Source organism: Peribacillus sp. NPDC096447 (assembly GCF_044762725.1).
In the GTDB taxonomy this organism is placed as follows: domain Bacteria; phylum Bacillota; class Bacilli; order Bacillales; family DSM-1321; genus Peribacillus.
Window position 1 is genome coordinate 1,170,103 of sequence record NZ_JBIWEV010000001.1, and the last position, 14,859, is coordinate 1,184,961.

Annotated in this window: 10 protein-coding genes and 1 pseudogene; 5 read left to right on the forward strand and 6 right to left on the reverse strand. The window is 37.7% G+C overall.

What is annotated here, in order from left to right:
• Window positions 1–444 precede the first annotated feature (444 nt).
• The 5 genes from ACIQZD_RS05855 (at window position 445) to ACIQZD_RS05875 (ending at window position 8,138) form a co-directional block, all read left to right on the forward strand.
• The gene (locus ACIQZD_RS05855) at window positions 445–2,205 is read left to right on the forward strand and encodes a cache domain-containing sensor histidine kinase (protein WP_402899329.1); all 1,761 of its coding nucleotides are present in this window, start codon (window positions 445–447) and stop codon (window positions 2,203–2,205) included.
• Between the two features lie 49 nt (window positions 2,206–2,254).
• Window positions 2,255–3,427: a response regulator gene (locus ACIQZD_RS05860; RefSeq protein WP_402899332.1), complete on the forward strand. Its 1,173-nt coding sequence runs from the start codon at window positions 2,255–2,257 to the stop codon at window positions 3,425–3,427.
• Window positions 3,428–3,465: 38 nt separating this feature from the next.
• Window positions 3,466–4,746, forward strand: coding sequence for an ABC transporter substrate-binding protein (locus ACIQZD_RS05865; RefSeq protein WP_402899335.1), 1,281 nt, complete (start codon window positions 3,466–3,468; stop codon window positions 4,744–4,746).
• A 233-nt stretch (window positions 4,747–4,979) separates the two neighbouring features.
• Window positions 4,980–6,446, forward strand: a complete 1,467-nt coding sequence (locus ACIQZD_RS05870) for a glycoside hydrolase family 68 protein (protein WP_402899338.1) — start codon at window positions 4,980–4,982, stop codon at window positions 6,444–6,446.
• A gap of 177 nt (window positions 6,447–6,623) precedes the next feature.
• Window positions 6,624–8,138 carry a glycoside hydrolase family 32 protein gene (locus tag ACIQZD_RS05875; protein ID WP_402899341.1) on the forward strand — a complete coding sequence of 505 codons (1,515 nt, stop codon included), beginning with the start codon at window positions 6,624–6,626 and terminating at the stop codon, window positions 8,136–8,138.
• 473 nt (window positions 8,139–8,611) lie between these two features.
• On the opposite strand, the gene ACIQZD_RS05880 is transcribed toward ACIQZD_RS05875, so the two are convergent.
• From ACIQZD_RS05880 to ACIQZD_RS05905, 6 genes and pseudogenes are all read right to left on the reverse strand, one after another.
• Window positions 8,612–10,369 carry a SulP family inorganic anion transporter gene (locus ACIQZD_RS05880; protein WP_402899344.1) on the reverse strand — a complete coding sequence of 586 codons (1,758 nt, stop codon included), beginning with the start codon at window positions 10,367–10,369 and terminating at the stop codon, window positions 8,612–8,614.
• 16 nt (window positions 10,370–10,385) lie between these two features.
• Entirely contained in the window at window positions 10,386–10,979 is a 594-nt protein-coding gene (locus ACIQZD_RS05885; RefSeq protein ID WP_402899347.1) for a beta-class carbonic anhydrase, read from the reverse strand.
• Between the two features lie 275 nt (window positions 10,980–11,254).
• A complete protein-coding gene (locus ACIQZD_RS05890; protein WP_402899350.1) occupies window positions 11,255–11,989 on the reverse strand; it encodes a PepSY domain-containing protein in 735 nt (244 codons plus the stop codon).
• Window positions 11,990–12,017: 28 nt separating this feature from the next.
• Window positions 12,018–13,361: a sensor histidine kinase gene (locus ACIQZD_RS05895; protein ID WP_402899353.1), complete on the reverse strand. Its 1,344-nt coding sequence runs from the start codon at window positions 13,359–13,361 to the stop codon at window positions 12,018–12,020.
• Window positions 13,358–14,059: a response regulator transcription factor gene (locus ACIQZD_RS05900; RefSeq protein ID WP_402899356.1), complete on the reverse strand. Its 702-nt coding sequence runs from the start codon at window positions 14,057–14,059 to the stop codon at window positions 13,358–13,360. Before ACIQZD_RS05900 ends, ACIQZD_RS05895 begins: the two co-directional genes overlap by 4 nt.
• A 437-nt stretch (window positions 14,060–14,496) precedes the next feature.
• Window positions 14,497–14,730 (reverse strand): annotated as a pseudogene (locus tag ACIQZD_RS05905) (iron chelate uptake ABC transporter family permease subunit); the annotation flags it as partial.
• Window positions 14,731–14,859 lie beyond the last annotated feature (129 nt).

Below are 14,859 nucleotides of genomic sequence, written 5' to 3' on the forward strand. Positions count from 1 at the left end.
GTAATCGATTTTAACTGTAATTCACCTGATTTGTCAGCACACCCATTCAAAATTCTTCTAGACAAGCTCCTATATTCGTAATCATTTATACTCTTCCTTTCTTCTAACTTTGAAAAATGATAAATTATGAGTTTTTCGTTTTTTAATATCAATAGTTATTTGATGCATGTCTTCAATGTGCATCACTTGTATGTTTGACGATACGTGTTTATTTGATATAGTTTTAAAATAGTAATTCAAGACTGACTAAATCTCTTAATTAATTTATGCGGGCCGCCATCACTGTAGTGATTCCATCTAGAGCAATCCCTTCATAAACTCTTAAGACTAAATAAAGCAAAAATACTGCATCATAGTAATGGAGCTAAGGATTATTTGTTTGTAACGTTTATATAAACTCTGCATGAAATAAAAAATGGGCCTTTAGCGAAAGGGGCACCTTCTGTGAAAACCATTCAAAGTCGCTTATTGTTAATGTTACTTCTTTTTATCATCTTACCGTATTTTCTATCAGTGTTTCTGATCTACAGCTATACAAAAAATAGTGTGGAGAGACATGAGCTTGAAAATAGCCAAGAACAACTTCAGAATAACGCTGAAGAACTGGAGCAATACTTTGATGACATGATTAATCTTCCATATATATTATATCGAAATCCCGATTTATTCCGGATTTTTAAGAATGGTTTTGAAGATTCGATATATTTTAACCCGGTTGCAATGGAAAAAAGTATAGAAACCTTTTATCTGATGCGAAACGAAATCCGTCAAGTTCGGTTTTATATTGATAAGGATAAAGAATCGTTTACAGTTTATAATGCGACGGTCAGTGCGCGGAAACCTCAACCCGATTTATTAAATGAGGATCCGATAAAACAATTTTATAGCTCTAACTCTAATTACATGATTGAGCCGCCACATCAAATTCAAAATTACAATGACACAGCGATCATTCCGCAGTCGGACGAAACAATGGTGATGACTTTTCACCATAAAATAGTCGATGTGCCTTCAAACGAATATCTCGGAATAATTACAGTTGATATAGATTTAGATGCCTATGCCCGTATATGTAACAGCCTTGTTCAAAAGGATGAAGAATCTGTAATACTTATGGATTCGCATAACATTGTCATGTATGCAAATAATCGGTCCCTTATAGGAAAATCCGTTACTCCTGATTTTAAAAAGCAGATTAAGGGTGAAGATATTATCTTAACCAAAACATTATCAGGAAAATTAAATCATTGGAAATTAGTTAAGATAACCCCTAATCATGTATTATTCGACGATGTCCGGAAGACTGCCTATACAAATATAATTGTTGGACTAATAGTTGGCTTGTTAGGGCTACTAATGATTGGTATTATTTCATACAGAATTACTCGTCCCATTAAACTTCTTAGCAAGAAAGTCAGAACAATAAAAGGTGGAAATATGGATGTCCCCTTTGATGATGGAAGAAAAGACGAAATTGGTGAGCTTGAAAAACATATGAAGGATATGATGAACCGAATCAATCTACACATTGAAAGAGAATATAAACTCGAAATAGAAAATAGGAAAAACCAATTCAAAGCATTAAAATCTCAGGTTAATCCGCATTTCTTATTTAATTCGTTACAATCTATTGGTGCAGTTGCCCTAAGATCTAATTCCCCAAAAGTCTACCAATTATTGACATCGCTATCTAAAATGATGCGCTACTCCATCAAGGCGAATCAATGGGTGTTGGTTCGAGATGAAGTGAATTATATAGAAGCATACCTAAATCTTCAAATGGAGCGTTTTGGAAACAATGTGAACTATTCTATTAAAATAAGCGAGACGATTCTTGATATGACGATTCCAAGTATGATTCTTCAGCCTCTCGTTGAAAACTTTTTTAAACACAGTTATGAAGAAGGTTTCTATCATGCTCATTTAACTATTTATGGAGAAATACAAGGAGAATTTTTACACCTCATCGTTGAAAATACCGGTCCTAGTTTGACTCAGGCGGAGCTTCAAACATTAAGAGAAAATATATATGCGTCCCCCCATGAAAACACATATTCACATAATCATATCGGTCTGAAAAATATTTATGACCGTTTAGTTCTAAATTATGGACCAAAAGCAGGCCTAGATGTGGATACGTATCAAGGACAAGGATTTTCCGTTAAAATATTGATTCCACTAGAATTCCCGCTTGCTAATGAATAGATTGCTTCGTAGCTATTCAAAAACTCATTCATATAAGGAGATGAAATCTGTGAAAACTTTAATTGTCGATGATGAGTTCAATGTACGTGACGTAATACGCCATTTGGGGCAGTGGGAAAAATACGGTATCACCCATCTATTAGAAGCAAGTAATGGCGATGATGCAAAAAGAATGATAGAGAAGGAAAGTCCGGAAATCATCTTTACAGACGTGAAAATGCCTGGAATGAGCGGTATGGAACTAATCGAGTGGCTAGATTCCATTTCTTATCCTGGTAAAGTGATTTTAATTTCGGGTTTTGACGACTATTCATTTATGCGTAAAGCAATTCAGTTTAGCAGCTTCGATTATTTGTTGAAACCGATTGAAGCTGATGCATTTAACAAAACACTGGAAGAAGCCGTTAAATCATGGGCGAATGAAGAGGAAGTTCGTGCTAATAAAGATACCGGTGTATATGAAGATGTTAAAAGGTTTCGGGGCAATCAATTAGTTACTGCCGCTTGTATGGGGGAACACTTCGACAAAAACGATATTGAGTCATATGTTCCAAAAGCAGATGGATACAACCTTACATTAATTTCCTTTTATCAAATGCACAATCCTGCCCCCTACATTCAGTTACTTGCTGACGAACTTGTTGAGCGGAAAATCGGAAATGTATTTGCGCTTCAGAATGATCATAATCTTTGTCTAGTGATCACCATACCTGACCATTGGTTATCCGTTGAAGAATGGATCAGTCATCAATTTGATATTCCTGTTCGCCTTGTTTGTGGCGAGCCCTTGGAATCACTAGGGGACATTCACAATTCCTTTAAGTCATTACAAAAAGCAATGAAAAATCAAAATTTCAGATCCATCCACCGTTTGGATGACTTGGATGTTGCACGTCGCATAGAGGACATAGTTTCATATGTTGAAAAATATTACATGGAAGAATTGAGTTTAGAAAAGCTATCGAATGTATTCTTCTTAAGTCGCGAACATATCTCAAGAAAGTTCAAACAAAAAACCGGAATGCTCCTGTCCAAATACATCACTAAACTAAGAACTGACCAAGCAAAACGTTGGTTAAGAGAAACCGAAAAAAGTATTTACTCCATCTCTTTAATGCTCGGCTATCAGGATGAGAAATACTTTTCAAAACTATTCAAAAAAGTGGTTGGCATGACACCATTCGAATACCGAAACGGTGAAAAGAATGCAGATCAGAATTAAATAATTCACCTTAATTAGAAAATTACAGGGGTGACATGATGAAAAAAGAGATACTAAACATAGTTTTAATCGGAATATTAAGCCTATCACTTTGTGCATGTCAAACAAAGACCGAGAGCGGAACAAAAAAACCTGAAATTTCAGAGCGAAAAATCACTTTGAGCGTAAGGAATCCGAAAGTTGAAATTTCTACGCAGTTCGAACAAATGGTGATTGCTTATGAAAAAGAAAATCCAAATGTAGATATAAAGGTTCACACAGTAGGCGGGGCTATGGATGACCTTGCTGATTTGAAAGCAAAAATGGCCACTGGCAATGGTCCTGATATTTTCACAAACAGCGGATACGAAAGTGCCAAACAGTGGAGTAAATATTTGGAGGATCTTTCTGACCAACCCTGGGTCGAACATTCATATGAAGATGCGTTAACCCCTATGAAATTCGATGGGAAAATTCATGGGATGCCGGTTAATCTGGAAGGGTACGGATTCATCTATAATAAGGATATATTTAATAAGGAAGGAATCGATGAATTACCCAAAACGCTGACCGAATTGATAGCAGTCGCTGAAAAATTGCAAAAAGCAGGGGTTACTCCTTTTGCAACTGGATATTATGAAGAGTGGAAATTGGGTGACCACTTAATGAATGTCGGTTTTACAGAGCAAGAAGATCCACCGGCTTTTATAAAAGGCCTAAATGATGGAACTGAAAAAATATATAATAATCAAAAATTCAATGATCTAATCAATTTGTTGGATGTAACATTAAAGTATGGAAACAGTAACCCGCTATCAACAGATTACAACATGGAAGTGAATCTATTCACTTCAAAAAATGCAGCGATTATTCAACAAGGAAACTGGATACAGCCGATGATCGATCAACAATCACCGAATATGAACATCGGATTTATGCCAATACCAATAAATGATCAACCTAAGAAGGAAGCCTTGATGGTCGGCGTACCGAATTATTGGGTTGTAAACAAACAAACCACACCAGAAAAGAAGAAAGAAGCGAAGAGATTTTTAAATTGGATGGTTTCTTCTGAACAAGGCAAAATGTTTTTGACAAAACGCTTTAAATTCATTCCTGCTTTTACTAACATTGAAGCTGACAATTTAGGACCTCTTGCTGATGAAACAATTCAGTATTATAAAGAAGGAAAAACGTTAAACTCCAACTGGTTTAATTTCCCTGTCGGAATAAGAGAAGAGTTTGCAGCTGCCATGCAACTATATGTAGGAAACAAGCTTAATCGTGATCAATTACTGCATGAGTTTCAGAAGTCATGGGATAGGGCTTCAAGCGAATAAAATAGGACTTCTGTACACTTCTTGCCTCCTTTGTTGGGGCATTTTTTTGTACGTCGAAAAATACGATATCAATATAAGACTAAATTCTAATCAATATATGACATATCCATAGAATTAAGACTAACCTATAATTTTATTAGTACTTCAAACAGCCGGGACTGTTACTCCCAAAAAGTAATCGTTCCACTAGACTTTATTTTTATATACTAATAAACATTCTAGGAGGAAGGCATATGAACCTTAACAGGCTTGCCAAACAAGCAACAGTAATAACACTTAGTACAGTTATCTTATTAGGAGGCAGTCGCTCAGAAACTTTCGCGGCAGCAAAAGACCCATTAGATCACAATGAAAAGTATGGCACTTCACAAATCACTCGTTACGACATGCAAAAAATGATTAATCAACAAGGCGATGCGAGGTTTACAGTTCCCAAGTTTGACGAATCAACAATAAAAAACATTCCCTCAGCAAAAAAGTATGACGAATCAGGTAATTTAATCGATATGGATGTGTGGGATACTTGGCCATTACAAAACGCTGATGGTACAGTGGCAGAATATAAGGGCTATCATATCGTTTTTGGTTTAGCTGGAGACCCTAAAAATGGTAGTGATACGTTCATTTACTTGTTCTACAAAAAAGTTGGAGAAACATCCATTGATGCTTGGAAAAATGCTGGCAGAGTATTTGATGATAATGATAAGAATGTTCCAAATGATCCTTATTTAAAAAATCAAGCAGAAGAGTGGTCCGGTTCTGCAACCTTCACGTCTGATGGAGAAGTTCGCTTATTCTATACAAATCGCGGACAGTTTTCACCAGATACTAAGCAATACGGTAAACAAACATTAACAACAGCTCAAGTAAACTTATCTGAGTCAGGTGCTAATACATTGCAAGTGGATGGCGTAGAAGATTACAAATCCATCTATGAAGGCGGAGACAGCAAGTTTTATCAATCACATGATAAAGCTTTCGGTGATGAAAATTTTAGTGATAATCATACATTGAGAGATCCTCACTATATTGAAGATAATGGTCGTAAATACCTTGTTTTTGAAGCGAATACTGGGACTGAATATGGTTACCAAGGAGAAGAATCACTTTACAACAGAGCTTACTATGGCAACAGCAATAAATTCTTCCAAGCTGAAAAGGATAAACTTCTGCAAAGCTCTAAAAAAGGGTTAGCTGAATTAGCAAATGGTGCAATTGGCATCATTGAAATAAACGATGATTATACATTAAAAAATGAAATGAAACCCTTGATTGTTTCGAATACAGTAACAGATGAAATTGAACGTCCTAACATATTTAAAAAAGACGGAAAATGGTATTTATTCACAAGTACAAGAGGATCAAAAATGACCATTGATGGAATTGATGATAAAGATATTTACATGTTAGGCTACGTGGCAAATTCTTTAACTGGCCCATACAAACCATTAAATAAAACAGGAATTGTCTTACACCAAGATCTTGATCCTTATGATATTACTTGGACATACGCTCACTATGCTATCCCACAACCGGAAAGCGATAATGTAGTTATCACAAGTTACATGACAAATAGAGGTTATTTTAAAGACCATAAATCCACCTTTGCCCCAAGTTTTTCACTTAACATTGAAGGGCCAAATACAGCTGTGATAGAAGATAGTATTCAGGAACAGGGTCAACTAACGAATAACCAATAATTTAATGTTTACCCGAAGTTTCATAAAATTAACAAAAAAAAGAAAATGTCAGTAAAATTGACATTTTCTTTTTTTAATTAAATAAGTTTTACATTATCTTAGGAACAAAATAGGAAAAATAAAAGCGTGGTGATTTACTTGGACAAAATAGTTTTTAATAAGAAAGGTTTTAAGTCGTTGGCTGTATTAATACTTGGATTGTTTATTGCCGGATTATTAGTCTATTTAGTCAAATCAACTTTACCAGTTAAGCATGAAGAGGAATCGTATCGAGCTAACTACCATTTCACTGTACCTGACAAATGGAAAAACGATCCTCAGAGGCCGATTTTTATTGATGGAGAGTACCATTACTTTTACCTCTATAATGGGGATTATCCGGATGGAAATGGAACAGAATGGCGTCATTCAACCTCAGAGGACTTGGTGCATTGGAGTGATCAAGGAATAGCCATTCCGAAATATACCAATGATAATGGAGATCCTTGGTCGGGATCAGTCGTTGTGGACAAGGAAAATACGGCAGGCTTTGGAAAAGATGCTCTTGTGGCAATTGTTACGCAGCCTTCCAAGGATGGCGGTAAACAGGAACAATTTCTATGGTATAGTACGGACAACGGTAAAACATTTACCTCCTACAGTGATGATCCTATCATTTCAAATCCAGGAACGAAAGATTTTAGAGATCCAAAAATCATCTGGGATGACAATGATCATAAATGGATAATGGTCATGGCTGAAGGAACAAAAATAGGTTTTTATAAGTCTCACAACCTAAAAGATTGGCAGTATATGAGCAGTTTTGTCACGAAAAACATAGGTATTGTCGAGTGCCCGGACCTTTATTTGTTACGGGCGGATGATGGGACTTTAAAATGGGTTCTTGGTGTCAGTGCTAATGGGCAATCGAATGGTAAACCAAACACATACGCCTATTGGACTGGAAGCTTTGATGGAATGGAATTCTTCCCAGATCACAATGAACCGCAATGGTTAGATTATGGCTTCGATTGGTATGGTGGAGTTACATTTGAAGATGGGACAGAAAGCGATAAATATAACAAACGGTATGCTCTGGCTTGGATGAATAATTGGGCCTATGCCGATAATACTCCGACCCTAAAAGAAGGCTTTAATGGAATGGATTCCATCGTTCGCCAAATCGGGCTAAAACATGCAGGCAACAACCTATATTATTTATCTTCACAACCTATCGAAGCATTGAAAGAATTGACGAGTACAACGGATTCTTATGAAAAAATTGAAGTGAATGGTTCCAAAACACTAGATGTAAAAGGTGATGTATATCAATTGGAGACCGATATCAACTGGTCAGACATAAACAATGTAGGCTTAAGGCTTCGGGAATCAGCAGATCAAACACGCCACATTGACGTAGGAATTTTTGCAGAAGAAAACTACTCTTATGTCAATCGAACTTTTACCGAACACCCTGACGCAAGTAATCAATATATTAAAAGTATTGCTCCATATGATTCTAGCAAGAAACATGTTCACTTAAAGATCCTCATTGATAAAACAAGTATTGAGGTGTTTGTGGATGATGGAAAGATTGCACATTCAAATTTAATATTCCCTGAATTTGATGATAAAGGAATATCCCTCTTCTCAGAGGGAGGCAAAGCGGTCTTTAATAATATTAAGATTAAACACCTCGATTCTATTAATTGAATATCATTTATGAATGACGATACTATGGTTTATACTTTGACCACTATTCACCATGTCTACCCAAAACTCTTCAAATAGGAGTAATAACGAAAAGCCGGATTCAACAAGTATTGAAATCCGGCTTTTCGCTATGGCTGAGAGGCTCCCTACAAGGGGAAAACTGTTGAATCAATTACAATCCCACCGGTTTGTTGGTCAATAGTATGGGTTTATGATGTTTAACGAAAGTTAACTTCAGTAAATTGACCCGTGCCATACAAAGGTACTTGTAGAAGCTACTGACCACAATATGTAAATGGCAGCTGTCCCTCCCTCTCCATTGTGTCTTTATGAATCTATTTGTATTTGAGTTACTTCTACTTGTAACCTTCCTGACTACTACGTATTCATTTATAGACATGGCGAATTAAGAAGATAGTTGATTAAGAATAAGGGCATCTGCCAAAAGCGGATGCCTTTCTATTCTTTAGGATTCAAGTTAATCCTATCTCCCGTTTTCGTTTCTGTTTTAATAACGCAGGCCTTTGAACTTGCTGTGAGAGTGCGGTACATTCAGCAAATGAAAACTGTTTACACCCTTTACAACGGTTCTCATCCAGTTTGGATAAAGCTTTATTAATGGCATCACCCGTACTGGAAAAGAACTGTTCCTCACCAACCAGTTTAATAAATCCAGTTTTTCTCAGCATTTCTTTAGGTTCCTGTTGAATTCCGGAAATCAACACTTGTAGTTTATGAAACTTGAATTGCTTCACGATGTCGGTTAAAAGGGCTTCTCCCGATGTATCAATAAATGGAACATTGCTCATTCTTAATAGCAGGACTTTTGGTTTAGAACGCATTATTTCCTCGATTTCTTCTTGCAGCCTTTCGATTGAACCAAAGAATAAAGGTCCTTCTATCGTATAAATGTTAATCTGCGGGCAGCTTGAACCTTGTTGCACCATTTCTGGTTTAACTAGTTTATCAGCTGGATCTGGTAATACCTTTGATAATTTCAATGTACCGCTCATCAGTTTAACGAACGATAGAATGGCTAATAGTAATCCGATCCCTACACCTGTTGTCAGGTCAATCAATACGGTTAACACGAAGGTAACGATCAATACGACCGAGTCCATGGTTTTTGCTTTTAAGATATGCGAAAATTCTTTGCGTTCGCTCATGTTCCAGGCGACAAACATCAGAATGGGGGCCATGCTGGCCAAAGGAATGGCTGAAGCATAAGGAGCCAAGCTGACTAACACGAGCAATACCACCAGCCCATGGATCACACCTGATATAGGGGAGACTGCACCGTTTTTAATATTCGTTGCAGTACGCGCGATGGCGCCTGTAGCCGGAATTCCTCCAAATAAAGGCGTAATCATATTGGTCAATCCTTGCCCCATCAGCTCTTTATTGCTGTTATGTTTACTGTTGGTCATACCATCTGCCACTACAGCGGATAATAGTGATTCAATTCCTCCTAGCATGGCAATGACCAAAGCAGCTGGAAGGAGTTCAATCACCAGACCGCCAGTGATCTGGGGAAACTGAAACTGGGGCAATGCATTAGGAATGGCGCCATAAGCCGATCCTATGGTAGCTACCTGACCTGGAAAGAATAAGCTGGCGACTAGAGTTGATACAATCAATCCCAGCAATGCTCCAGGGATTTTCGGTAAATATTTTGGAGTTAATATGACGAGAGTTAAACTTATGATAGCTACCAGTACACTATAGAGATTCACTGTATTGAAGTTCATTAAGATTTCTTTCATATTTAAAAGAAAAGCTTCTTCTTTTTTTAAATTACTGAGCCCAAAGAAATTGGCAATCTGGCCAGAGAAGATAATCACAGCAATTCCAGCAGTAAAGCCGATCGTAACTGGACGGGGAATAAACTTGATGAATCTTCCCAGTTTGAAGACACCCATAAGAAATATCATGATACCTGCCAGGAAGCCGGCGATTAACAGTTTTTCATATCCGTACTGCATGACCACACCTAACAAGACCGGGACAAAGGCCCCAGTCGGGCCTGCAATTTGATATTTCGATCCTCCAAAAAGGGAGACCATGATTCCTGCAATAATTGATGTGTACAGTCCATATTCCGGTCTTACTCCGGAAGCAATGGCAAAGGCCATCGCTAAAGGAATCGCTACAATCCCAACCACCACCCCGGCAACCAGGTCTTTCTGAAAATGGCCTAAGTTGTATCCTTCAAGCCTGCTAGAATCTATCATTTTATCGCTCCTTCTTTTATTGAATTTGTATTTCGCCCTTGCTGACAACGTTTCTATATCCATCTATGATTCGATCCAATTTACCCGTTTCGGGATGGATGACCATACCGTGAACGGCGATGGAATCCGGTAATAATGGATGGTTTTCAATCAAACGGACACTATTCGTTACACTCTCCTCAACGCATTGAAAGCCTGACAGCCATTTTGATAAATCAATACCAGAGTTTGTAAGGACATCAATTTGCTCCTGACTGACTTTCTTCTGCTTTGCGGCATCAAGAAGTGAAGAGGATTGAAGCCCCACCATACCGCATCCGTGATGTCCGATCACACACACTTCCTCCACTTTTAGCTCATAAACAGCGACAAGGATACTGCGCATAATGCTGCCAAAAGGATGAGAAACAATAGCTCCAGCGTTTTTAATGATTTTCGCATCTCCATTTCTTAACCCCATCGCCTTTGGAAGCAATTCCAACAGACGGGTATCCATGCACGTTATGATGACGATCTTTTTATCTGGATACTTTGTCGTTTGAAACTCTTTATATTTGTTTTGTTCGACAAACGTCTTGTTGTAATCCAGAATGCTGGAAATAACTGACATTATTTATTCTCCTTTCTCGTGTTGAAATATGAGGTTCTATGTACAATAATCCAGATGCCTTTCATAAACGGTCTTATTTGGCTCCGTTTTATCATTTGGTGCTTTATTCCATGTTAAAGATATTAAATTAGAGTTAAATGATAGAAGGATTAGAAAATGGTGAGAATTATTACAGTTCCTTCTCTTTTTTTTTGCATTTTTCTTACTAAAAAAAGGTGATGCATATTTAACTATGCATCACCCTTTTTTATGTTTTGTTCCAATAACGCCCTGATTTATTCGGGGCCGTCTCTATCATCCACTTCATCATCTTCCCATGTGATTGTTTTTACTTCCTTTGTGTAGCCGTCCACTTGAACGACTGCGTCTCGATCGTCCTCTAATTCAACTTCGACCAAATAATAAGGTGTCTGATCTGAAGGTTGATAAAATTCTGTATCATCACCTGTTCCTTTTACATGTTTTTCGGCAATCGCGATTGCTTCGTTTTCTGTAATGATACTATCTGCTACCATTGTCGAGTCAATTATAGCTCCTGTATATGGGTCGAGAATTAATGTGATTTTTTCATTATTCTTATTTACCACTGCTTTATAATGGGAGTTGTCTTTCTCCTGCACCAAATCAATTTGTTCCAGATCGCCTTGTGAGGAAATACGCGCCTTTATTTCATTTTGGGTTAGTTGCTTTTGGGGTGTTTTTTCCGCCGATTCTTCTGCTGCATGACCTATGGTTTCTTTTTTTAAAGAACGAACTTCTCCGTTTTTCGCATCCATACTAATAAGATATACCCCGGTTTCAAGCTGCATTTCAATCTGATATTCTTCACCTTCAGTTTTCGTTGTCTTTATAATGGTTCCAGGATATTTATCTTTTGCTGTCTGGTTCACTTCTTCTTCCGTCAAGCTTTCCGCGGATAATGGTGGAGCCCACCATTGAAATCCGACGAATAATAGCAGACCAAAAACGAGAGTTGATCCAGCTGTTATCAGCACTCTTCCATTCTTCATCGTATCACCCATCCAACGTCATTCTAGTTTAATTAAATAAAAGAGTAACGTTCGTTCCCCTGCCTTCGAGACTATCCATTTCAATCCGTACATCAATTGCATCAGCAATTTCCTTTGCCACGGAAAGCCCTAAACCTGATCCGCCTTGCTTTCGGCTTCTTGCTTCATCTACACGATAAAAGCGATCGAACACTTTTGACAATTCAGCCTGGGGAATTCCATCCCCTCTGTCTTCGATGCGGATATATGCTTCTCTACTTGTTTGTCCTATGTAGACTGAGATAGGCTCATCACTATACTTTCTTGCATTGTCTAAAAAAATAAACAACAGCTGTTTTAACTTTTGCACGTCCGTAAGTGCTTCAATTGCATCGCTACTATAAATCTCCACTGTTCGATTGTACGCATTTTTATATACTTTTGCTAAGTCTGACATGATATCGGTCAGATTGACGTTCTCCTTCTCTATATTCCATTTTTCCTGATGCTTTGCAAGTAGAAGCATTTGTTCTGTCATCTCTCTCATTCTAATGGCTTCAGAATGAATGGCCTCTATGGATTCATCAAACAACTCAGGCCGCTCCAACCCTTTTCTTTTCAAAAGGCTTGCATAGCTTTCGATGACAGTTAGCGGTGTTTTTAATTCATGTGAAGCATTTGTTACGAATTGCTCCTGTTTTTCGAAGTTGGCTTGCAGCAAATCGATCATGTGATTAAAGGTTTTCCCCATTTCCACAAGTTCATCTTTTGCTTTTTCTTCCAGGCTAAGTCGCTTAAATTGTCCGCTTGTTTGAATCTCTTTCATCGTATCAATCATCGATCGAATCGGACGGGCGATGAAGTTACTAAGAATAGTGCTTGATATCAGAACAGGTATCATGGCAATGATGGTTACAGCGATTAATACGATGCGCAGAACAGCGAGCATTTCCTCGGTTGCCGAAATGCTTTTGGTGATTTGAAGATTAACTACACTCCCATCCCCCCAAACGATCGGGTTTGAAACGAATACATACTTGTTCTGATGATAAGTGATGATCGCGCTCTTCTCACCGGGATAAAAACTGCTATTGCGATTGCTTAATTGTTTCTCAGAATTGGATGTAACGGCTGTACCTTTTCGTTGACCCTCTTTTACAATACCAATCATGCCATCTATAGGCAGATAGGATCGAAGTAAATCATTTGGAGATATATTATTAACATTTTCACTAACATCAAAGGCAATTTTCTCTGTCTCCGCTTTCGCACGATTAAGTTCATTCACCATCATCAGATTACTAAAGACAAAATAAATGGAAACATTCATCAATAGGAGCAGGAAAATGAATAGCACCGCTGTATATAAATTTATTTTCTTGCGCAGTCTCATTTTGCATCCTTCAGGACGTAGCCAACGCCTCTTACAGTATGGATAAGCGGCGTATCAAAGCCATATTCGAGCTTTTTGCGAACATATCGGATATACACATCCACCACGTTTGTCTCTCCATAGAAATCATACCCCCAAACCGCTTCGAGAATTTGATCCCGGTTTAGCACTTGACGCTTATTCTTCAGTAAATAATGAAGTAAATCAAACTCCTTTGGCGTTAGGTCAATTTCGCTTTCACCTCTAATGACCTCGCGTGTTTTGACATTCACCTTTAAATCAGCAGTATTCAGCCATCCATCGTCTTCAGCTTCCATTGAAGGTGCTGCTGTCCGCATTCTTAAAACCGCACGAATTCGGGCAAGTAACTCCTCAATTTGGAAAGGTTTAGTGATGTAATCATTCGCACCGCGATCAAGACCGGAAACTTTATCTTCAACCGAGCCCTTTGCAGTTAACAGGATGACAGGGGTGAAATTGTTTTTCGTACGAATTTTCCGAAGCAGCTCAATCCCGCTTATGCCTGGAAGCATCACATCCAATAAGATCAAATCCCACTTTCGTGACCGATACGCTTCAAGGGCTTTCTTTCCGTCCATTGCCTTTCCGACTTGGTAGCCTTCGATTTCAAGCTCCAATTCAAGCAATCTTAAGATTTTTTCTTCGTCCTCTACGATTAGTATTGATTCTTTACTCATTTGGAAGACCTCCTTTTGTGTAGACTTTGCCCATTTTGTATCACCTGTTCGTTCAATAAGAAAAAGGCTGCCTCAGCAACCTTCTTTAAAGGAAACTTTCATTAGGTGCAAAAATCCGAACATCATAGCCGCCATCATTTTTTGAATCAGACAAGATAAAGAGTTTCAGAAAAATAATTTCTTTGACTATTAAACTTCCCCTCGGTACTTTTTTGTTATTTTTACGAATGTACAAATTATTGCATGTAAAATTTTAAAAATAAAGACGCTATTGACCCAGTTTGCTCCATAAAAAAAAAGAGCTGCCAGAGCAACTCTCATGTTAAAAGCCCTATTTACTTTAAGTATTATTCCGCCCCTTAATTTACACGTCGTCACCTAACTTTATATAAGGTATACCGAAGTTATTAAATTCAAAAAGAAAAAGGAGGCGTATTCTATATTTTTCTCAGTAAATATAAGAGATATGGTGTGCCTATTAGAGCAACGACAAGTCCAGAAGGAATTTCTTTAGGAGCTAAAACAATTCTTCCTATAAGATCAGCCGAAGTTAAAAGAATTCCTCCAAGAAAAAGACTGACTGGAATAACCTTCCCATGTTCAAATCCAACCATTCTCCTAGCTGCATGAGGTGCTAGTAAACCTATAAACCCGACTGTTCCTACAATAGATACACTGACTGCCCTCCTAACATAATAGAGAGTCTTTCATTGCATGGTGACTTGTCCTAATATATGAAAAAAAGCACGGCAGCATAGCAACTAGAATCGCTTTCAAGCCTTTTATATGAATTGAAAAAC